A 20,393-nucleotide genomic window follows, 5' to 3' on the forward strand; every position below is an offset into this window, starting at 1 on the left:
GCTTGTAGCTTACAAAACAGCCATAATTTCATACGGATGAAAATATTAAACGATGATAGGGAATGAAAAACTCAGTTAGGATAAAATTATCTATACTCATGTTTCTTGAGTACTTCATTTGGGGAGCCTGGTATGTAACCATGGGTACTTATTTGTTCTCAAACTTTAATGCCAGTGGTTTACAGGTGGGTTCATCCTATGCCAATTTATCTATAGCGGCTATTATCTCTCCTTTTTTTGTAGGCTTGATTGCTGACCGTTACTTTGCTGCACAAAAAGTAATAGGCGTGCTGCACCTTATCGGTGCAGCCGTCCTTTTTTACATTAGCTCAGTGAGCGTCTTCAATGATTTTTGGTGGTTCATCTTACTTTATACCTTGCTCTATATGCCCACCATGGCCTTGTCTAATTCAATTTCTTTTCATCAAATCAAAGATGGGGGAAAGGAGTTCCCAATGATACGTGTTTTTGGTACGATAGGATGGATTGCTGCGGGCCTGTTAATTGGTTTTATGGGATTGGAAAGCTCTGTATTTACTTTCAGAATTGCTGCTGTCGCCTCATTATTATTAGGTGTTTTCTGTTTTTTTCTGCCTGATACGCCTATAAAGGAAAAGAACACAGACAAGTTGTCTTCTATATTGGGGCTAAATGCATTGGTCTTGTTTAAAAACCGCTCGTTTCTGATCTTCTTTATCGCTTCTATAGCCATTTGCATACCGCTATCCTTTTATTATAGTTTTACCAATTCCTTTCTGAATGATATTAAAATGGAAAATGCGGCTAGTAAAATGACCTTAGGTCAGGCATCAGAATTTGCCTTTATGCTGCTAATTCCACTATTGTTTCGCCGGCTGGGTGTAAAAGCAATGATTTTAATCGGTATAGCTGCATGGATCATAAGGTATTTGTTATTTGCATTCGGAAACGTAACCTCCGAATTATGGATGCTCTACTTAGGGATTGTACTCCATGGCATATGTTATGATTTCTTCTTTGTGACCGGGCAAATTTATACGGACCAAAAGGCCGGGGAATCCATTAAAAGTGCTGCACAAGGTATTGTAACTTTTGCAACCTATGGTATTGGGATGCTCATCGGCTCTTACCTTTCGGGTATTTTAACAGAAGCCTTTGTTCTTCCGTTAAACAGTGAGTTCAGGTTTGATTGGAAAATGGTCTGGCTCATACCTTGCCTGATTTCCGTTGTGATTTTGATCGTTTTTGCTGTGTTTTTTAAAGAAAAACCGAAGGCCAAAACCCTGTAAGTTAGCGGCTTTGATTTGCTTGTTCTCTTCCGAGAATAAATTCAGGTAGACAATGAATTAAAATCAACAAAATTAGCAGTCATTCTGTTAAAAATTTAGATATTGAACATCCTTTAATCAAATATAATATTGTATGTTTTTTAATGTGCTGAATTCAGTTTTCTGCCTTTCATTTATCTTATTTGCTTACGTAAATTTAAATGATGAAGACTCCTGGTTGTGGGTACCCATTTACTTAGTTGCTGCTGCCTGTTGTGGCCTGGCTGTATTTGAATTATATTATCCTACGCTTTATTTGATAGCTATTAGCTTTTACCTGATCTACGCAGTCTATTTATTTTTTGATAAGGACGGGGTGAAAGATTGGATCGGTGTTTACGGGAGACCAAGTTTGGTGGAAAGTATGCAAGCAACCAAGCCTTATATTGAAAAGGCCAGAGAGTTTTTTGGATTACTCATTATAAGCGGCGCCCTGGCTATCAATTATTTTGTAGTTACCAGTTAAAATCATGAGTTTAATCACTAGCGGGGATAAAAAAGAAATCGAAGACCTCTTATTGGTCATTATAAAGAGGAATCTGAAAGCCGATGCGTTTTTATGGTTAGAAAGTAAATTAGACGCCGTCAATACTGAATCAAATTCTTTTCAATTGAGGCTGCTTTTTGCTCAAATCCCCAGGTTTACAGGCAAACAAATGGTTAGTTTAGAAGCTGCGGAACTTGCTGTGATCACTTCGTTCCTTCGGGGTTATAATCTACAAGGATGGACATTAGAACGATTATGTCGGGTCTGGATATTAATGCAACTCCCACAACAGGATAAAATTTCTTACCTCAAAAAGATCAACGACCTTTTTGAGTCTGCAGAAATGAATGAACAAGTAGCTCTTTATTCAGCATTACCTATTTTGGGTTATCCTGAAGAGTGGATTTTCAGGTGCGAAGAGGGCATACGGAGTAATATCGGGCTTGTATTGGAAGCTATTATGTATCACAATCCATATCCTGCACATTTTCTTTCAGAAGGGGCCTGGAATCAAATGATACTCAAAGCTTTCTTTACAGAAAAAAATGTTAATCATATAATAGGTTTAGCGGAAAGAGTAAACACCAGGCTTGCAGCAGCACTAAATGATTATATTGAAGAACGTTTAGCTGCTCATAGAACTGTGAATGAAGAAATTTATAGATTGCTGGTTTAATTGGAAGGTGTATTAAATAAAAAGAATAATAAACATTATGTGCTGTAATGAAAATTTTAAAGAAAGAGCTGAAGGCGAAAAGATAGCCAGTGTGCTTGATCTGAGTGATATCAGGGGGATGAAGTTTTTTGATCCACATATACACATGACCTCCAGAACTACTGATGATTACCAGGCCATGGCTGATGCAGGTATTGTGGCTTTGATTGAGCCCGCTTTCTGGCTTGGTCAGCCTCGAACTTTTGTGGGTAGTTTTCTTGATTATTACAGTAGTTTGTTGGGCTGGGAAAGATTCCGGGCTTCACAATTCGGCATTAAACATTATTGTACCATTGGTTTGAATTCAAGGGAAGCCAATAATGAAAAGTTAGCAGCAGAGGTGATGGAGATTCTGCCGCTCTTTATTTATAAAGAGGGTGTAGTGGGGATTGGTGAGATTGGTTTTGATGACCAGACTCCGGCTGAGGATAAATATTTTCGCCTGCAATTGGAACTGGCAAAAGAGGCTAACCTGCCTGTTCAGATTCATACCCCTCATCGCGACAAAAAGAAAGGTACACAAAGAAGCATGGACATTGCGTTGGAACATGGACTTTCACCTTCGGCTGTTATCGTGGACCACAATAATGAAGAAACCGTAAAAGAAGTGCTTGACAGGGGCTTCTGGGCTGCATTTACCATTTATCCATTTACTAAAATGGGGAATGAAAGGATGGTAGATATTGTGAAACAATATGGTTCAGAAAGAGTTATGATCAATTCTGCCGCCGATTGGGGAATTAGTGATCCCCTGGCTGTACCTAAATCTGCAGCATTAATGAAAAGATCCGGGATTAGTCTTGAAGATATCGAATTGGTTACCTATAGAAATGCATTAAATGCTTTTGCTCAGAGCGGACAGCTCGATGAAAGTGATTTTATGACAGTGAAAACTGTTGATCAGGGACAAAAGTATGAGCATAATTCCATTTTAAGAGGGGGACAACAACCAAGGATAGATAAAAACTCTATTATTATTTCTTAAAGGTATCTATGGTGGAAAAACGATTAGGTTACATCCGGTTAATGCGTCCTGCAAATGTGGTGACTGCTGTGGCTGATGTTCTTGCGGGGATTGCTATTTCCGGATATTACCTTGGCTCAGCGGATGTCCTATTTTCAACCAATGTATTGTCTGTGATTTTTATATGTATCTCTACAGTAGGTTTATACAGTGGGGGAATCATTTTTAATGATGTTTTTGATGCCGATCTGGATAAAATCGAAAGACCAGAGCGACCTATTCCAAGTGGACTGATTACTGTAAGAGAAGCGTCTTTATTTGGTGCTATTTTTTTTGTGATCGGTGTAGTGGCTGCAGCCTTCTGTAGTTTTGTATCATTCATCCTTTCTATTTCAATTGTGATCGCCTGTTTAACGTATAATAAGTGGGCTAAGCATGACAAGTTGTTGGGGCCTTTAAATATGGGTTTATGCAGAGGGTTAAATTTACTTTTAGGGGTTAGTATATTACCGCCACAACTTCAAGCTTGGTGGTTTGTAGCCATTATACCAATCATCTATATTGCTTCAATCACCATGATCAGTAGAGGAGAGGTACATGGAGGAAGTAAAAAAAGCCTTTACTTGGCTGCTTTTCTTTATGTGATTGTGATTGCGTTTGTTTTAGTTATCGCTATGATGATGCAGCATTTTGTTATCACTTTCCTCTTTTTGTTGCCTTTTACATGGATGATTTTTGGTCCGCTTCTCAAAGCCATTCATCTGCCCAGCGGACCTCATATTGGCAGAGCTGTAAAGGCAGGTGTCATTGCATTAATTTTATTGAATGCCGCATGGGCGAGTGCCTTTGGTAACTGGCAAATAGCCGTCCTCATTATTATTTTATTACCATTATCCTTATGGCTGAGTAAAAAATTTGCCGTTACTTAGTCTGCATATCAACCTATGAGTTATTTAGAACAGTCTTTTAGTGTAAGTTTTCAGTATAGAATATTTTTTACGACATCAATTTTTAAGTTGAGTAACCCTATGTTGTCTAACTTCTTTATTGTTGATCCGTCAGCGAATCGCAAAATACTTTTTGTAGTCGATCAACAAGTTGCTGAAGCTCATCCACATCTTTTAAACGAAATCAAAGCCTATTTTCAGCACTATAATAATATAAACCTGGTCCAGGATATTTTGATTGTTCCCGGTGGAGAAGTGTCAAAAAATGAAGTTCAACTTCTTGACCAGGTTATTGAAACTGTCAATAAGTATGGTGTTGACCGGCATTCCTACATTGCCGCAATTGGCGGTGGAGCTGTATTGGATATGGTTGGTTTTGCTGCAACAGTGGCTCACCGGGGTATAAAACATATTCGGATCCCAACTACTGTTCTTTCGCAGAATGATTCTGGGATTGGGGTGAAAAATGGCGTAAACTATAAAGGTAAAAAAAACTTTCTTGGCACTTTTTCGCCGCCGGCGGCTGTATTTAATGATAATCAATTTCTATCAACCTTGTCTGACCGGGATTATCGGTCAGGTATTGCTGAGGCCATAAAAGTTGCACTGATTAAAGATCATGACTTTTTTTTATGGATAGAAAGTCATGCTGAGTCCCTGGGAAAAAGAAATGTTGAATCCATGGATTTCCTCATCAAGCGTTGTGCACAGCTTCACCTGGAGCACATCGGTGGAACAGATCCTTTCGAAACAGGTTCTGCCCGGCCTTTGGATTTCGGTCATTGGAGTGCCCATAAAATTGAGCAGTTGAGTGATTTCACCATCACCCATGGGGAGGCTGTAGCCATGGGAATTGCTCTGGATAGTGCTTATTCCTATTTATTAGGATGGTTAAGTGAAGAGAAACTATTGCGCATTTTGAATTTACTTGGGAATCTTTCTTTTGATATCATCAATCCTCATATTCAAATCAATGATTTAGCAGCACCTGTTTTACAGGGATTGACCGAATTTCAGGAACACCTTGGCGGGAAATTGACCATTACCTTATTAACAGATCTTGGTCAAAAAGCTGAGGTACATGAAATGCAAATGCCGCTGTTAGTGGAAGCCAGTCGATATATTTTAGCTTATGTTCATGATCGCGCTATCACCTTAAAAAACAACTACTGATGAAAACCGCTCTAGGCCATTTGACTTATTGTACAAATATTCATGCTGGAAAGAATTGGACGGAAGATTTTGATATCCTGAAAAAAAATCTGCCCATCATTAAAAAATCTATTGCTCCCGATCAGCCTTTTGGGATAGGTTTAAGAGTGTCTGAGGCGGCAAGCCTGCAGTTGATCAATCCAGTTGCCTTAACTGAATTTAAACAATGGCTGAAGGAAAACAACGCCTATGTTTTTACCATGAATGGCTTCCCCTACGGAGATTTTCATCATACGGTTGTTAAAGAAAATGTTCATCGTCCAGATTGGACAACCACCGCACGTAAAGATTATACCATCCGGTTATTTAAAATCCTCCAGTCATTGCTGCCCCCGGATATCGATGGTGGGATTTCTACTTCGCCACTCACGTACAGACATTGGTTTACATCGATAGGGGATGCAGACCAGGCAAAAGAGAAGGCCACCTTAAACATCATTGAAGTGTTGAAGGAGTTGCACACTATTTATGTTGAAAGTGAATGTTTAATGCATTTAGATGTGGAGCCAGAGCCCGATGGGATGCTGGAAAGCGGCAAGGAGTACATCACGTGGTTTGAAGATAATCTTTTGACATTCGGTGTACCTGTATTCATGGAATGTTTTGGTCTTTCTGCAATAGCAGCAGAAGAAAGCATAAAAAGGCATCTTTGCTTGTGTTACGATGTGTGTCATTTCTCTATTGGTTATGAAAATCATGAAGTTGTTTTAAAAGAACTTCAGGAAAAAGGCCTCCGTGTAGGGAAAATTCAAATTAGTGCTGCCTTAAAAGCCAACTTAAATAGACCTGCTGCGGCAAGAGCAGAAATCAAGGAGAGTTTCAGCAAATTTAATGAAACGACTTACCTGCACCAGGTGGTTGCTAAACAAAGTGATGGAAGCTTGATTCGTTATCCTGATCTGCCACAGGCACTCGCTGATTTTGAACATCCTCATATGGAACAATGGAGAGCACATTTTCATGTGCCTATATCCCTTGAAGAAATAGGTTCTTTACAATCTACACAGGATGATATTTTGAAAGTGCTTGAACTCCAAAAAGAACAATGCTTTACCAATCATTTAGAAGTGGAAACTTACACATGGGAAGTGTTGCCAGAGAAGATTAAACTACCCGTTGCCCAGTCTATCATCGATGAATTAAACTGGGTGATTAAAGTTTCATTACCATTGAAAACAAATAACAACCAATGAAGAAAACTGTTGTCATAGATGTTGTGGGGTTATCCTCAAACCTGATTGGAAAGCACACACCTTTTTTGGAGAGTTATCGTAAAAAAAAGCATTTGGCTACGATAACACCCATGCTGCCAGCAGTAACCACAGCGGTACAATCGACCTATTTAACAGGGCAGACGCCAAAAGTGCATGGTGTAGTTGGAAATGGCTGGTATGATAAAATAGATTCAGAAATAAAATTCTGGAAGCAATCTAACAAGCTTGTGCTGGCTGATAAAATTTGGGATAAAGCTAAAAAAGAGAATCCTGATTTTACCTGTGCCAATCTATTTTGGTGGTATAATATGTATTCTTCAGCGGATTATTCGGTAACGCCCAGACCCAATTATTTAGCCGATGGCAGAAAACTTCCGGATTGTTATGCTCAACCACCTGAACTGAGAGATATTTTACATGAAAAACTGGGTACCTTCCCTTTATTTCAGTTTTGGGGGCCTGGAGCAGATATTACTTCCTCTAAATGGATTGCTGATGCCACGAAAATTACCGAAGAGCTGTATAATCCCACGCTGACTTTCGTTTATCTACCTCATTTAGATTATTGCCTTCAAAAATTCGGACATGACTTTAATAAAATTGGAAAGGATTTAAATGATATTGATGCTGTTGTTAAAGACCTGGTGGATTTTTATACGGCAAAAAATGCAAACATCATTATTCTTTCTGAGTATGGTATTGTTCCGGTAAATGATCCTGTTCACCTGAACAGGTTATTTAGAAATCATGGCTTACTTCAATTACGCATGGAACGTGGACTTGAACTTTTGGATGCCGGTGCTTCAAAAGCATTTGTGGTAGCAGATCATCAGATTGCCCATGTTTATATCAATGATAAAAGTGTTGTCGATCAGGTGAAAACTTTGCTCAAGGCAACTCCTGGTATTGCTTTGGTTTTAGATGAGGAAGGTAAAAAAGCTCATGGTATTGATCATGACAGGGCCGGTGACTTCGTGTTGGTTGCTGCTCCAGAAAGCTGGTTTACTTATTATTTCTGGTTAGATGATGCCAAAGCACCTGATTATGCGCGATGTGTAGACATTTTTAAAAAACCAGGATATGATCCCGTAGAAATGTTCTTGTCGTCGAAGTTTCGTGCTGCATATAAGTTGTTGAAAAAGAAGGCTGGCTTTAGGTATGTGATGGATGTTATTCCTTTGGATGCCAATTTAATTAAAGGATCACATGGTAGTGTGAATGTAGCATCTTCTTATTTTCCCGTTTTAATTACGGATGAAAAAATAAACGACGCCAATCGGCAGGCAACTGAAGTTTATGATGTGATTTGGGGTGCTTTAATGGGAGACTAAAGCACGTCGTTTGCCTTTTCGATAGTTCTTGTGTCTTTATCGGCTTCTCTTTTTTCTATCAGCTCTTCAACTTCGGGTTGGTATATTTTTAAATCTGCTGTATAATACAAATCTCTATTTGTGACCCTTATTTCAATCCTTTTGCTGCCAATATTCCACGCATAGGCGAGATAGCTATAATCTTTTTCGATCGTATTCCCCGCTGGTGCTCCAGTGCCTGAATGAGGTTCCCCATAGCTTTTAGAGATCAAAGCTTTAAGGATTTCTACCTGTGGAAGCAGCTCTTCCTTATACCTTTGGTAAGGTATGAAATCGCCAGAAGTAGTTAGCTTGTATAGCTTGTGGTTGTCAAAACTTCCTTTCATATCAGAAACAATGTAGTCTCCAATGACGAAGACAGTCTGAAATTCATTGTGTTCCAGTGTGCTTTTGAACTGAGCTAAATCCTGTTCGAATTGCGTTTCAGATACGCCAAACGTGATATTACCAAGCACTTTATTCTTCTATTTTGTTGGTTTCAGATTTAGCCAGGCTGTCTTTAATTTTTGTGCTGTCAATTGCTACAGCTTCCTGCGATGATTTGGGGTCGTTTGAGCAAGCCATAAATAGAGTGATGGCAAGTATTGAAAGAGGGATGCTTAATTTACTTTTCATAATAGCGATGCTAATGGTATAAAGATAAACGAATAATTACCCACTGTCTTGTTTTCTTAATCATCATCAAATGTAATTTAACGCAGGGTAAACGAAATGTGAGATTTATTTACAATTATTACGCCGGTTGATGTAGAGATTCAATATGAATTTATATCTTGCTTACTAGGAAAAACTTTGCTTTGTAAATTTACCCTGGTAGTTGTCGCCCCAATATATTTACAATTACTGTTTAACCTCAACTGAATCTAACCATAATTTTAAACCATAAACTTAAACTAAACAATGATTTCATTTCTTATTGCAGTCTGTGTCCTCATAGTCGGATATTTTTTTCTATCAAAAATTTGCGAGCGAATTTTTGGCGCAGATCCAACCCGCGCTACTCCAGCTTATACTCACGCTGATGGAATTGATTTTGTCGCGTTACCACTCTGGAAAATCTTTTTAATTCAATTTTTGAATATTGCAGGACTCGGGCCAATTTTCGGCGCTGTAGCAGGTGCAATGTGGGGTCCTGTAGCTTTTGTCTGGATTGTTTTGGGTACGCTTCTGGCCGGTGGGGTTCATGATTACTTCTCTGGAATGTTGTCTGTTAAGCACAAAGGGGAAAGTATAACCGAAATATCCGGTTATTATCTGGGTAGTTGGGTAAAGCAATTTATGCGGGTGTTTTCCATCATTTTGTTAATTATGGTGGGAACTGTGTTTATCATGGGGCCAGCCAAAATATTAATGGACTTAACCGGAACTAATGGCAGTCTGTTTTATTGGTTAGCTGTTATTTTTATTTATTACGTGTTATCGACAGTCTTGCCTATTGACAAACTGATTGGCAAAATATATCCTGTTTTCGGGGTTGCGTTGTTATTTATGGCTTTAGGGATTTTTGGGATGATGTTTTATAATAAACTGCCGATTCCAGAGGTGACTTTTGATAACTTAACCAACATGCACCATAATGCTGCTGGTTTTCCCATTTTTCCATTTGTTTTTGTAACGATCGCGTGCGGGGCGATCTCAGGTTTTCATGCTACACAATCTCCTTTAATGGCTAGATGTATGACAAATGAAAAACAAGGAAAAGCTGTTTTCTTTGGTACCATGGTTACAGAAGGAATAGTAGCTTTAATCTGGGCGGCCATTAGCATGAGCTTTTTCGGAGGCGTTGATTTTTTAAATAGTGAAATGAGCACCAGTGGTGGAAATGCAGCATTGATCGTCAGTACGATATCAAACTCACTTTTAGGTAAGGTGGGGGGTGCTTTAGCGATCTTAGGCGTTGTTGCTGCCCCTATCACTTCTGGTGATACAGCATTCAGGAGTGCAAGGCTTATTATTGCTGACTTGTTTAAATATAACCAGACGCCCATTTCAAATCGTTTAATCATTGCCGCTCCTTTATTTATCATCGCTTTAGGACTTTTAAGTTTAGATTTTTCGATTATATGGCGGTATTTTGCTTGGACAAACCAGACGCTGGCAACAGTCGTATTATGGACCGTGACGGCTTATTTGATCAAGGAGAAAAAGTTTTACTGGATATCATTCTTTCCGGCAGTGTTTATGACGGCCGTTGTAGTCACCTATATTTTTATTGCACCTGAAGGTTTACATCTCGGTAAAAATGTTTCCTACATGACTGGGATTCTTGTCGCCATCGGTAGTTTCATTGCAACCCTGGTTTTTGTAAAAAGACAAAAATCGCCGGAGCTAAAGAAATTGGAAGAAGTGGATGTGAACTGATTTTAGCGCTAACAAGACACATCGCTAATTACAAGGAAGTATCACTTAGGGGAATTTGGTGATTGGGTAATAAAAACCGCCTTTAAAATTAATTAAAGGCGGTTTTGTGTGTTCCCGAAGGGATTCGAACCCCCATCATTAGAACCGGAATCTAACATTCTATCCATTGAACTACGGGAACAATGGTCGCAAATATATAATATTCATTGGGTTATTCGAAATCTGATTTCTAATCTTAGAAAGTATTTACTTTTTGGCCTGGCTGATGCCTTCTTTTTGCAAACGGACCCGCATTTGATACGTTAATCAAACGTTTGCGGTTGTTTTTTGTCCTTTAAAATTTGCTTCCTGCAGCTATACTACATATTTTACAGTCAATTTAAAAGCTGATCTAGATAGCTACATCAGTTTTTAACAAATATGTACTTATGGAAAAAAACCGCCTTGTCATCATTTTATCTGTATTGAGCTCAGTATGGTTTACTGTCCCTGCGTTTTCACAAACCAAGACCAACGTTGTTTTTATTTTAGCAGATGATATGGGCTATGGCGATTTGGGAAGCTACGGTCAAAAGTTGATTAAAACCCCAAATATTGATCGGCTGGCTGCCAATGGCATCCGCTTTACCCAGTTTTATGCAGGAACTTCGGTCTGTGCGCCTTCACGTGCATCGCTGATGACGGGTCAGCATACTGGACATGCGCCAATCCGTGGTAACTATGAGATTAAACCGGAAGGCCAGTTGCCATTACCGGATTCTACTTTTACTATAGCGGAGTTATTCAAAAATGCGGGTTATACTACAGGTTTGTTTGGTAAATGGGGATTGGGTTTTCCCGGTTCTTCAGGGGCGCCAAATAACCAGGGATTTGACCAGTTTTATGGCTATAACTGTCAGCGTCAGTCGCATAATTTCTTTCCTGGGCATCTTTGGGAGAATACCAATCGAATCACACTTACCAATACGCTGACTCAGCAGCAGGACTATGCGCCGGAATTCATCCAAAAGAACGCCATGCAATTTTTAACAAACAACCGCGATAAGCCCTTTTTGTTATTCCTCACGTATACCTTGCCCCATGCTGGCCTGCAATTGCCTGCCGGGGATCCAGTTTTTGAAAGTTATAAAAAGAAATTTAAGGAAAGCCGACAGCCCGTTGCCACAACATGGAATGGAGTAGGGTATCAGCCACAGGCTTATCCTAAAGCTGCTTATGCAGCCATGGTAAGCAAACTGGATCAATATGTGGGGGAAGTGGTTAAAAAACTTAAGGACCTGGGGATTGAAAAAAACACCCTGATTGTATTTACCAGCGACAATGGCCCCCATCGCGAGGGTGGCAACATGCCTGATTTTTTTAACAGCAGCGGCGGTTTCAGAGGGGTAAAAAGGGATCTGTATGAAGGTGGCATCCGTGAACCGATGATCATCAGCTGGCCTGCACAAATAAAAAAAGGTGCTGAAAGCAGTCATGTCGGTGCCTTCTGGGATTTCATGCCTACGTTCGCTGATTTATTGAAACAAAAGCAGCCGCAAAATATCGATGGGATCTCTATTTTACCTACCCTGAGCTCAAATGGTACACAAGCACAACACGCTTCGCTGTATTGGGAATTTCATGAAGATGGCGGCCGACAAGCGGTGCGCATGGGAGATTGGAAAGGCGTCCGTTTAAATGTGAAAAAAGTCAAAAATGCACCCATCCAGTTGTTTGATCTTTCAAAAGATCCTCAGGAAACAAAAGACCTCAGCACGAAGTATCCAGAAGTGGTTAAGCAAATCAGCCACATCATGAAAGAATCCCGTGTCGAGAATAAAGACTTTCCTTTTCAACCTTAAAAATGAATTGCTTTGAAGGCCTTCGTTGAAGATCTTGAAAGCATGAGGCACTGATTTTATTCTTTTTTGACATCAACTTAAGTTAACCTTCTGGTCCTCAGTTGGCTGAGTAAATCAAATAATCTCCTGTTAAAAACACGTTTTCTGAAAATAAAACCTCACTTTTGCAATCCGGATAAAGCATTGAAACATGTAAAAAATAGGTGATATTTTATGGAAGAACTGATTGTTGAAGAAGTAGTTGAGCTGGTAGAACAGGGCAATGATGCACAATTAAAAGATTACCTCGATAATCTGAACATCTCGGATGTAGAACACCTTATAGATGAGCTTCCTCAACATGCAGTAAAATTTATAGATACGCTTTCTATTAACCGGGCGGTTAATGTTTTCAGGATCCTCGACTTTCCAACCCAGGAGAGAATTATTAAAAAACTTTCGGGAACAAAACTTGCCGAGTTAATTAATCTGCTGCCGCCAGATGACAGGACTTCCCTGTTCAGTGAGCTGAAAGGCGATGCGGTAGCCAAACTGATCCAACTGCTTCCTACAACAGATCGTATTGAAGCATTGGCTTTATTGGGCTATGAGGAGGACAGTGTTGGCCGTTTAATGACACCGGACTATGTAGCTGTTAAAAAGGACTGGACAGTAGCCCGCGTGCTGGAGCACATTCGCCGGTATGGAAAAAACTCAGAAACCATTGATGTCATCTACGTTATTGATAAAAATGGCGTATTACTGGATGACATCAGGATCAGGGAAATTTTACTGGCCGATCCTGAGGTCCTGATTGGGGACCTTGCCGACAACCGGTCTATTGCGCTTAATGTGAGTGACCCGCAGGAAGAGGCCATTAACGTTTTCAGAATGAATAACCGGGTGGCCCTGCCGGTAGTGGACGATCATGAGATTTTATTGGGTATCGTAACCGTGGATGATATTCTTTGGATTGCCAATGAAGAGTATACCGAGGATATGCATAAAATAGGGGGTACAGCTGCGCTAAATGAGCCTTACCTCGATATGTCACTATTTGGGCTTTTCAAAAAAAGAGTAGGCTGGCTGGCGATCTTGTTTTTTGGGGAGATGCTCACGACAGCGGCTATGTCGCATTTTGAAGCCGATATTGCCAAAGCAGTAATTTTGGCCATCTTTGTTCCCTTGATTATCTCCAGTGGTGGTAACAGTGGCTCACAGGCTTCTTCTTTAATTATACAAGCCATGGCTTTAGGGGAGATCACCGTTGCTGATTGGTGGAGGGTCATGCGCCGTGAGATTGTCTCCGGTTTAATGCTCGGCATTGTATTAGGTGTTATTGGTTTTTCCACCATATTTCTACGCTCCCAATTTTCAGATATGTATGGTCCCCATTGGATGCTCATCGGTGCTACTGTAGGTGTATCCCTGGTAGGGGTAGTGCTTTGGGGCTCACTTGCCGGTTCAATGCTGCCTTTGCTACTGAAGAAACTGGGCGCTGACCCTGCAACATCTTCAGCTCCTTTTGTGGCTACACTGGTGGATGTTACCGGTTTGATTATTTATTTCTCCGTAGCAGTGATGTTCCTGGAAGGTATACTTCTTTAATTCCAATATTAGTGTACAAAATCTATAGCGAAAAAGCTACATAAGTGTCGCCCGACTTGCTGCCTATCTTACCACCACCACACGCAATGACGATGTATTGCTTTCCATCTACTTCATAACTCGCTGGCGTGGCATAGCCTGCTGCAGGTAAACGCGCTTCCCAGACAACCTTACCGGTTTTTTTATCAAATGCCCTGATCTTTTCGTCTTTAGTAGCTGCAATAAATACCAGGCCACCTTTGGTGACCAGCGGCCCGCCATAGTTTTCAGTACCGGTAACGGGAATACCCTTCTTTGTGAGTTCCGAAAATTCTCCAAGTGGGACTTTCCAGAGCAATTTACCTGATTGCAAGTTTATGGCATTCAGCGTTCCCCATGGTGGCTTTATACCCGGGTAACCGTCTTTATCAATGAACCGGTCGTAACCCGACATTGTATAGGGCACCTGTGGCAATTCTGTGTTCACGGGCTCCATAGGTTCCTTTTCTGGAAGTTTGAGTAAGAAAGCGATAATAGCCAGTTTTTCCTCATCTGTAATCCCCTTAAAAGCCGGCATCATGTTGCGGCCATTGTCTATAACTGTTCTTACCTGTGTTGCGTTGTATTTCTGATCTAGGTTGGTCAGTGCGGGAATTGTAGCTCCGTTTCCTTTAAGGTCCACACCATGGCACGATATACAATGTTTGTTATAGACAATTTGTCCGGCTCCTGCTAGTGTATGATCTCGGACATCGCCTTTTGGAACGTCGATCATTACTTGTGCCCATGGCAGCTCGCTGGCATTCACATACATGATTTTCGTTTCCTGGTCAACGGCCGCACCGCCCCATTCTCCGCCACCATCAAACCCCGGGAAGATCCAGCCGCCTTCTTTGCTTGGGGGACTAAACATTTCGGTGTTCTTTACCTTCAAAAATTTAGCCATCATCGCCTTATGACTTTCTGGAGACAGGTCAGTTATATCAGCGGCGCTGAAGTGCTGCCGCGCAAAGGGTTCAGGTAAAGTTGGAAATGGCTGTGTAGGCCATGGTTCTTCACCAGGCAGTCCCTTTGTACTAACCGGTCTTTCGACAATGGGAAATATCGGTTTTCCGTTTGTGCGGTCAAACATAAAGATGTAACCGTGCTTTGTAATCTGGGCAACCGCATCGATGGTTTTACCATCCTTCTTTATTGTTAGCAGGTTTGGGTTTGCAGCCAGGTCCCGGTCCCACAAGTCGTGGTGGACTATTTGGTAATGCCAGATGTATTTCCCTGTGGAGGCATCCAGCGCTATCAAGGAATTAGCGAACAAGTTCTGCCCTTTTCGGTTGCCCCCGTAGAAGTCGCCTCCAACAGAGCCGGTCGGAATATAGACAATGCCCCGTTTCTCGTCTATGGACATTCCAGCCCAGTTGTTGGCTCCACCTAATTTCTTCCAGGCGTCCTTGTCTGGCCAGGTTTCGTAACCCCTTTCGCCAGGGTGCGGAATGGTATTGAAGCTCCACCTTAATTTACCCGTACGCACATCATATGCACGAATTGGTGCAGGAGCTGCATCTTCACTTTCGGCAACCCGCATTCCTATGATGATCATGTCTTTATAGATCACCCCGGGGGTGGTAGAGGCAATAAAAGAATGTACTTCCTTCCCGAGGTCTTTCGTTAGGTCCAGATAACCTTCTTTTCCAAAATTGGATACCAGTCTACCGGTTAAGGCATCGATCGCGTACACGCGGCTGCCAACGTTATAGAAGATACGCTTGTTGTTGCCGCTTTCATCTGCCCAGTAAACTAGTCCGCGGTTGACTTTGAAAAACGCCATTGGGTCCTTTTTGCTGGATGTGTCAAGTTTGGCGGGGTCAAAAAGCCAGTTTTGTTTACCCGTGGAAGCATCGAGCGAAAACAGTTTCAGCCTAGGTGTAGAGCCATACAGCTTTCCATCCACCACGATGGGGTTACACTGATTTTGTGTACGATTCCCGGGATCTTTGTCCTTGGAGCTGTAAGTCCACGCAATTTTCAACCCGGACACGTTTTGCAAAGTGATGTTTTCCAGTGCAGTATACCGAGAGCCGTCCTTTGTGCCGGCATAAGTTGCCCATTCTTTATAATTGCTTCCTAACGACTTAGACCGCTGACAGGAGAACAATGCCAATGTTGTTATTGCTAAAATTACAAGCGTTAGCTTCATAGTGTTAATTGATTATTGAGGTCGCCCTCGAACTAATTCGTGTAACAGTTCCTTCGCTGTGAATGCCACTCCGGTCATTACGCCCCAGTCCAGGTATGGGATTCCCCTAAGTTGCTTGGCTATTATAAATAGCGACGAGCCGTAGTAATTCGTTTAACTCTGTCTTTGAACAAGCCATTGGTCACAGGTTCATAGTTGGTTTCGAAAGCTAAAGAATAAAAAGTGAAAATTGTGTGCGAATTTTGCGTAAACTACTGCTCAATTCGAAATTAATATTGGTGGCAACTTGTTTTAATGATTACTTCTCTGATTATTACTTTTGATTAGTCCCATTGATAATAATACTTATCATCAACTTCTGAAACTTTGCATCAATTTTGGTTTACGTATTAGCTCAGATTACATTTTGTCATTTCATGTTGACTTTCTATATGCTTGGCTATCGGGGGCGAAAACTAATTAATATATAGGAATAACTGTACATTTATGTGCTTAAAAAAACATGTTCAGTACTTTAGAATTCGATTCTTCCATAATAGCCACAACCTTAGCGATAAGAAAAACCCTATCAATAGGTGAATACTAAGTCAATTAAAATTCTTACTATTTATAACGGTTAAAAACGGATTTTTGAATTCAGCGAAACAAGACTAAACAATTATTTTCGGTAGCTGTTTGATTGTTATGAATCACAAAAGCACGATTTTGGCGATATTCTTCCTGGTTGGAGGGATTGCCAGCAGCAATGCTCAGGATATAGCGGTTAAAAATCTTCCTGCTGCAGTAAAAACCGCTTTCGACAAAGTTTTCCCTGAAGCAAAAAATGTAGATTGGGAAATGAAAGGATCAAATTATGAAGCAGATTTTGATATAGGCAGAGTAGATCATAAAGCTTTGTATTCGGCCAGGGGCAAAATTATATCTTTAGAGAAAGATATACACAAATCAAAACTTCCAGCTAACATAGCGAAGAGCATCAAAACAAAGTATCCTCAGGGACGAATTGATGACGTGGACCGCATCGATACTGGTGGCGAAATTACTTATAAAATTGATATTGAAGGCACGCCAGACGTTGTTGTTTGGTATGCACCTGATGCCAAATTTATCAGAGAAGCTGCCGACTGAGATCAGCTGGAGTAAAAGAATACCAATAAATCTATACTAATGAAACCATCATAAGTTCGCAGCTTACAAATAGCAATGAATAACCAATTTATATACCAATGAAAAATGCAGCTCTTTTGAAGCTGCATTTTTATTAACCTATAGATTTAGCGCTATCTTTAAACGTTGAAGCGGAAGTGCATAATGTCGCCATCTTCCACAACATAAGTTTTACCTTCGACACCTAATTTTCCTGCATCCTTGCAAGCATTTTCTGAACCAAGGGTTACAAAATCATTGTATTTAATAACTTCTGCACGAATAAAACCTTTTTCAAAATCAGTATGGATTACCCCGGCAGCCTGTGGTGCGGTAAATCCTTTAGTGATGGTCCATGCCCTTACTTCTTTTACACCTGCAGTGAAATAAGTATATAAATCAAGTAAACGGTACGCAGCAACAATCAATTTGTTGACGCCTGATTCTGTTAAACCCAGGTCAGCTAAAAACTCCTGGCGTTCTTCATAGCTTTCAAGCTCAGCAATTTCAGATTCTATTTTCGCTGAAATAACCAATACCTCTGCCTGTTCGTTTTTTACGGCTTCTTTCACCATATCAACATAAGCATTGCCATCGATCACTGAACTTTCATCCACATTACAAACATACAATACTGGTTTTTGAGTCAGTAAACCCAAATCGGCGATGTATTCAAAATCATCCTGATTTAAAGCAGCCGAACGTACGGCGTTTCCACCTTCCAGGTGAGGTTTTATTACGCTTAATATTTCAAACGTTCTTTTGGCATCCTTGTCCGTTTTTGCCATCTTTTCCACCTTTTGGATCCGTTTTACAACCGTATCCAAATCTTTGAGCTGCAATTCGGTATCAATAATCTCCTTGTCCCTAATTGGGTCAACAGATCCATCCACATGGATCACGTTTCCATCATCAAAACAACGCAAAACATGAATAATTGCATTGGTTGCCCTGATATTTCCTAAAAACTGGTTTCCTAGTCCTTCACCCTTAGAAGCGCCCTTTACAAGTCCCGCGATATCAACAATCTCGATAGTGTTTGGAACAATTCGCTCAGGGATAACCAGTTCTGCAAGCTTGTTCAGCCTTTCATCAGGAACGGTAATTACACCTATATTAGGTTCAATTGTACAGAAAGGGAAATTTGCTGCCTGAGCTTTTGCGTTTGATAAACAGTTAAACAAGGTAGATTTTCCAACATTCGGTAAACCCACGATACCACATTGTAATGCCATGTATAGATTTGTATTAATTTGGCGCAAAGGTATCAAAATTTTTAAATCCCTGCGGTAATAAACTTGCAGAGAAAATAAATAATATCTATGTTTAAGCAATAAAAAAGCCGTCAAAAAAAATGGATAATATCGAAGAAACAAACCAGGGAAATTCAATGGAATCTCCTGAAAAGCCGCTGATCATTACTGAGGATATCAGAAGTTACCTCTATGACATGGCAAAATGGACCAAGTTCCTGTCCATTGCAGGCTTTGTGTTTACGGCCCTGATCGCTCTTTTCGCTTTTGCGGCGACTGCTTTTGTTTCCCTGTTGGCAACTTATAGTCCGGGAAACCCCTTGGCAGCCATGGGGCCGGGTTTTATCACCGTTTACTTCATGGTGATGGCATTATTGTATTTCTACCCTAGCCTTTTAATGTTTAAACATTCTAATGCTGTAAAAAAAGCGGTTTTGTATGGCGATCAGGAAAGTCTGAGCGTTGCCATGCTTAACCTGAAGTCGTTTTTCAAGTTTTGGGGTGTATTGCTGATTGTACTGATTGCATTGTATTTCCTTGTCATGTTAATGGCGATCATTGGCGGATTGGGTAGTGCTGGCCTGGGTAGCGGTGGCATGTCATCTTAACTCACTAAATGTTCACTGGTGTTTTATGTTCAATCCTGTATTTAAAATTCTTAATTTCCTTTTTTAACAGGTGTTCAAAGTAGGGATTTATCAGTTTTGATATCCCTACACCAATGCCGCCGATCAATGGGCGGTAAGAGAGTGCGACCTTCATTAAGGTGCCATTGCCATCAGGAGCCTCTTCAAATTCTACACGGCCCACATGGCGCAATAAAGGTCCCTTGGCAGATTGCCAGCCTATTAATCGGCCGGGTTCATCTTTAACGATTTCTGCCTCCCATTTTACAGCAAAAAAATTGCCCAGCACTTTTGTCTTCCAGGTAGAAAGGTGCTCATCTACCATCTCTACTTCCAGTAAACGGCTGATGGTGCCCGGCAGGTTCTTCAGATTTCTCCAATAGGCATAAACCTCCTGTGGAGGAAGATCAATTTCAAACTCGCCCCTGATATTGATGGCCTGTGGCTTTTTACCGTCAATGCCTAAGTAATCATAAAATATGCAGTTGCCGGTAATGCCCCGGTAAGTAAAATACATGCCATATAAAAACCTGGTTTTGAAGGGGTTTTTAAGCGATGAGCCGATTAAAACACCCCCTAGTAACATGGAAGCCAAGCGCTCATTGAAACCAATATTTTCATACTGGTGTTTTTCTATAGAAAAATTGCCAGAACGAAGGTTTAAGTTGTTTCCTGCTGTGTTCATGTCTTATTGTTTAGCTTTAATTGCCTTACCAATTGCATTAACTTTCGCCTGAGTGAGGTTGCCCCAAAGTTGTTCCCATTCCCCCTTTACATCCTCGCGTATCTCGGTCAGTTGCTTACCTTCAAACATACAGTTGTAATATTCCACACCATCACTGGTTTCTTCAGGTTTAATCAATACGGTCTTTTCTGTGCCGTCTATATTTACCTGTACCTCAAATTCAGGGTTGTGCGATTCTAAATCTCCCATTTTTAAATTATTATCAATGTTTCACTAATCAGGTTATTGCCTTTAGTAAGGTCAAGGGTATAACACATTTTGTTCCCTAGTGTTTTATTCTCTTTCAAATACCAATGCATCTAGGGTGGATCTACCATGGATGTACGTTGTATGTACCTTTTCCTGTAAAAACCTAGATACATGGTAGATGCGCAGTACATCCGATCTTATTCCGTTTTCAACTATCATCAGTTTAATTAACTCTTTTTTTTAAGGCTGATTGCTG

19 protein-coding genes and 1 tRNA gene are annotated in these 20,393 nt (G+C 40.6%); 13 read left to right on the forward strand and 7 right to left on the reverse strand.

What is annotated here, in order from left to right; translation table 11 throughout:
• The first annotated feature begins 62 nt into the window (after positions 1–62).
• The 8 genes from WG905_RS15175 (at position 63) to WG905_RS15210 (ending at position 8,177) form a co-directional block, all read left to right on the forward strand.
• Positions 63–1,268: a nucleoside permease gene (locus WG905_RS15175; RefSeq protein ID WP_339592588.1), complete on the forward strand. Its 1,206-nt coding sequence runs from the start codon at positions 63–65 to the stop codon at positions 1,266–1,268.
• 133 nt (positions 1,269–1,401) lie between these two features.
• Positions 1,402–1,773: a transmembrane 220 family protein gene (locus WG905_RS15180; protein WP_339592589.1), complete on the forward strand. Its 372-nt coding sequence runs from the start codon at positions 1,402–1,404 to the stop codon at positions 1,771–1,773.
• Between the two features lie 4 nt (positions 1,774–1,777).
• Entirely contained in the window at positions 1,778–2,470 is a 693-nt protein-coding gene (locus tag WG905_RS15185; RefSeq protein ID WP_339592590.1) for an EboA domain-containing protein, read from the forward strand.
• Positions 2,471–2,507: 37 nt separating this feature from the next.
• Complete coding sequence (locus tag WG905_RS15190; protein WP_339592591.1) at positions 2,508–3,494, forward strand: TatD family hydrolase; 987 nt, start codon at positions 2,508–2,510, stop codon at positions 3,492–3,494.
• An 8-nt stretch (positions 3,495–3,502) separates the two neighbouring features.
• Complete coding sequence (gene eboC, locus WG905_RS15195; protein ID WP_339592592.1) at positions 3,503–4,402, forward strand: UbiA-like protein EboC; 900 nt, start codon at positions 3,503–3,505, stop codon at positions 4,400–4,402.
• Between the two features lie 15 nt (positions 4,403–4,417).
• Positions 4,418–5,593 (forward strand): 3-dehydroquinate synthase, encoded by a 1,176-nt coding sequence (locus tag WG905_RS15200; RefSeq protein WP_339592593.1) that lies wholly within the window; start codon positions 4,418–4,420, stop codon positions 5,591–5,593.
• On the forward strand, positions 5,593–6,825 hold the full coding sequence (eboE, locus tag WG905_RS15205; RefSeq protein WP_339592594.1) for a metabolite traffic protein EboE: 1,233 nt from the start codon (positions 5,593–5,595) through the stop codon (positions 6,823–6,825). Before WG905_RS15200 ends, eboE begins: the two co-directional genes overlap by 1 nt.
• Positions 6,822–8,177, forward strand: coding sequence for an alkaline phosphatase family protein (locus tag WG905_RS15210; protein WP_339592595.1), 1,356 nt, complete (start codon positions 6,822–6,824; stop codon positions 8,175–8,177). Before eboE ends, WG905_RS15210 begins: the two co-directional genes overlap by 4 nt.
• On the opposite strand, the gene WG905_RS15215 is transcribed toward WG905_RS15210, so the two are convergent.
• Both WG905_RS15215 and WG905_RS15220 read right to left on the reverse strand, forming a co-directional pair.
• Entirely contained in the window at positions 8,174–8,671 is a 498-nt protein-coding gene (locus tag WG905_RS15215) for a hypothetical protein (RefSeq protein ID WP_339592596.1), read from the reverse strand. The genes WG905_RS15210 and WG905_RS15215 overlap by 4 nt on opposite strands.
• A gap of 1 nt (position 8,672) precedes the next feature.
• Positions 8,673–8,831 (reverse strand): hypothetical protein, encoded by a 159-nt coding sequence (locus WG905_RS15220; RefSeq protein ID WP_339592597.1) that lies wholly within the window; start codon positions 8,829–8,831, stop codon positions 8,673–8,675.
• Between the two features lie 285 nt (positions 8,832–9,116).
• Here WG905_RS15220 and WG905_RS15225 point away from each other — a divergent pair, with 285 nt between their 5' ends.
• A complete protein-coding gene (locus tag WG905_RS15225; RefSeq protein WP_339592598.1) occupies positions 9,117–10,577 on the forward strand; it encodes a carbon starvation CstA family protein in 1,461 nt (486 codons plus the stop codon).
• Between the two features lie 109 nt (positions 10,578–10,686).
• Here the strand turns inward: WG905_RS15225 and WG905_RS15230 are convergent.
• Positions 10,687–10,758 (reverse strand) — tRNA-Arg (locus tag WG905_RS15230).
• 247 nt (positions 10,759–11,005) lie between these two features.
• Here WG905_RS15230 and WG905_RS15235 point away from each other — a divergent pair.
• Positions 11,006–12,418, forward strand: a complete 1,413-nt coding sequence (locus WG905_RS15235) for an arylsulfatase (protein ID WP_339592599.1) — start codon at positions 11,006–11,008, stop codon at positions 12,416–12,418.
• Positions 12,419–12,631: 213 nt separating this feature from the next.
• The gene (gene mgtE / locus WG905_RS15240) at positions 12,632–14,005 is read left to right on the forward strand and encodes a magnesium transporter (RefSeq protein ID WP_339592600.1); all 1,374 of its coding nucleotides are present in this window, start codon (positions 12,632–12,634) and stop codon (positions 14,003–14,005) included.
• Positions 14,006–14,027: 22 nt separating this feature from the next.
• Here the strand turns inward: mgtE and WG905_RS15245 are convergent, their stop codons facing one another.
• Entirely contained in the window at positions 14,028–16,178 is a 2,151-nt protein-coding gene (locus WG905_RS15245; protein WP_339592601.1) for an outer membrane protein assembly factor BamB family protein, read from the reverse strand.
• Positions 16,179–16,862: 684 nt separating this feature from the next.
• On the opposite strand from WG905_RS15245, the gene WG905_RS15250 reads away from it, so the two are divergent.
• Positions 16,863–17,306: a PepSY-like domain-containing protein gene (locus tag WG905_RS15250; RefSeq protein ID WP_339592602.1), complete on the forward strand. Its 444-nt coding sequence runs from the start codon at positions 16,863–16,865 to the stop codon at positions 17,304–17,306.
• 158 nt (positions 17,307–17,464) lie between these two features.
• On the opposite strand, the gene ychF is transcribed toward WG905_RS15250, so the two are convergent.
• Positions 17,465–18,559 (reverse strand): redox-regulated ATPase YchF, encoded by a 1,095-nt coding sequence (gene ychF, locus WG905_RS15255; RefSeq protein WP_339592603.1) that lies wholly within the window; start codon positions 18,557–18,559, stop codon positions 17,465–17,467.
• A gap of 119 nt (positions 18,560–18,678) precedes the next feature.
• On the opposite strand from ychF, the gene WG905_RS15260 reads away from it, so the two are divergent.
• Positions 18,679–19,185, forward strand: a complete 507-nt coding sequence (locus WG905_RS15260; protein WP_339592604.1) for a DUF5362 family protein — start codon at positions 18,679–18,681, stop codon at positions 19,183–19,185.
• Positions 19,186–19,189: 4 nt separating this feature from the next.
• Here WG905_RS15260 and WG905_RS15265 read toward each other — a convergent pair whose 3' ends face one another.
• Together WG905_RS15265 and WG905_RS15270 are read right to left on the reverse strand one after the other, a co-directional pair.
• Positions 19,190–19,888 carry an SRPBCC family protein gene (locus WG905_RS15265; protein ID WP_339592605.1) on the reverse strand — a complete coding sequence of 233 codons (699 nt, stop codon included), beginning with the start codon at positions 19,886–19,888 and terminating at the stop codon, positions 19,190–19,192.
• A 3-nt stretch (positions 19,889–19,891) separates the two neighbouring features.
• On the reverse strand, positions 19,892–20,137 hold the full coding sequence (locus WG905_RS15270; RefSeq protein WP_339592606.1) for a hypothetical protein: 246 nt from the start codon (positions 20,135–20,137) through the stop codon (positions 19,892–19,894).
• Positions 20,138–20,393 lie beyond the last annotated feature (256 nt).

The organism is Pedobacter immunditicola (genome assembly GCF_037482985.1).
GTDB classification, from domain to species: Bacteria; Bacteroidota; Bacteroidia; order Sphingobacteriales; family Sphingobacteriaceae; genus Pedobacter; species Pedobacter immunditicola.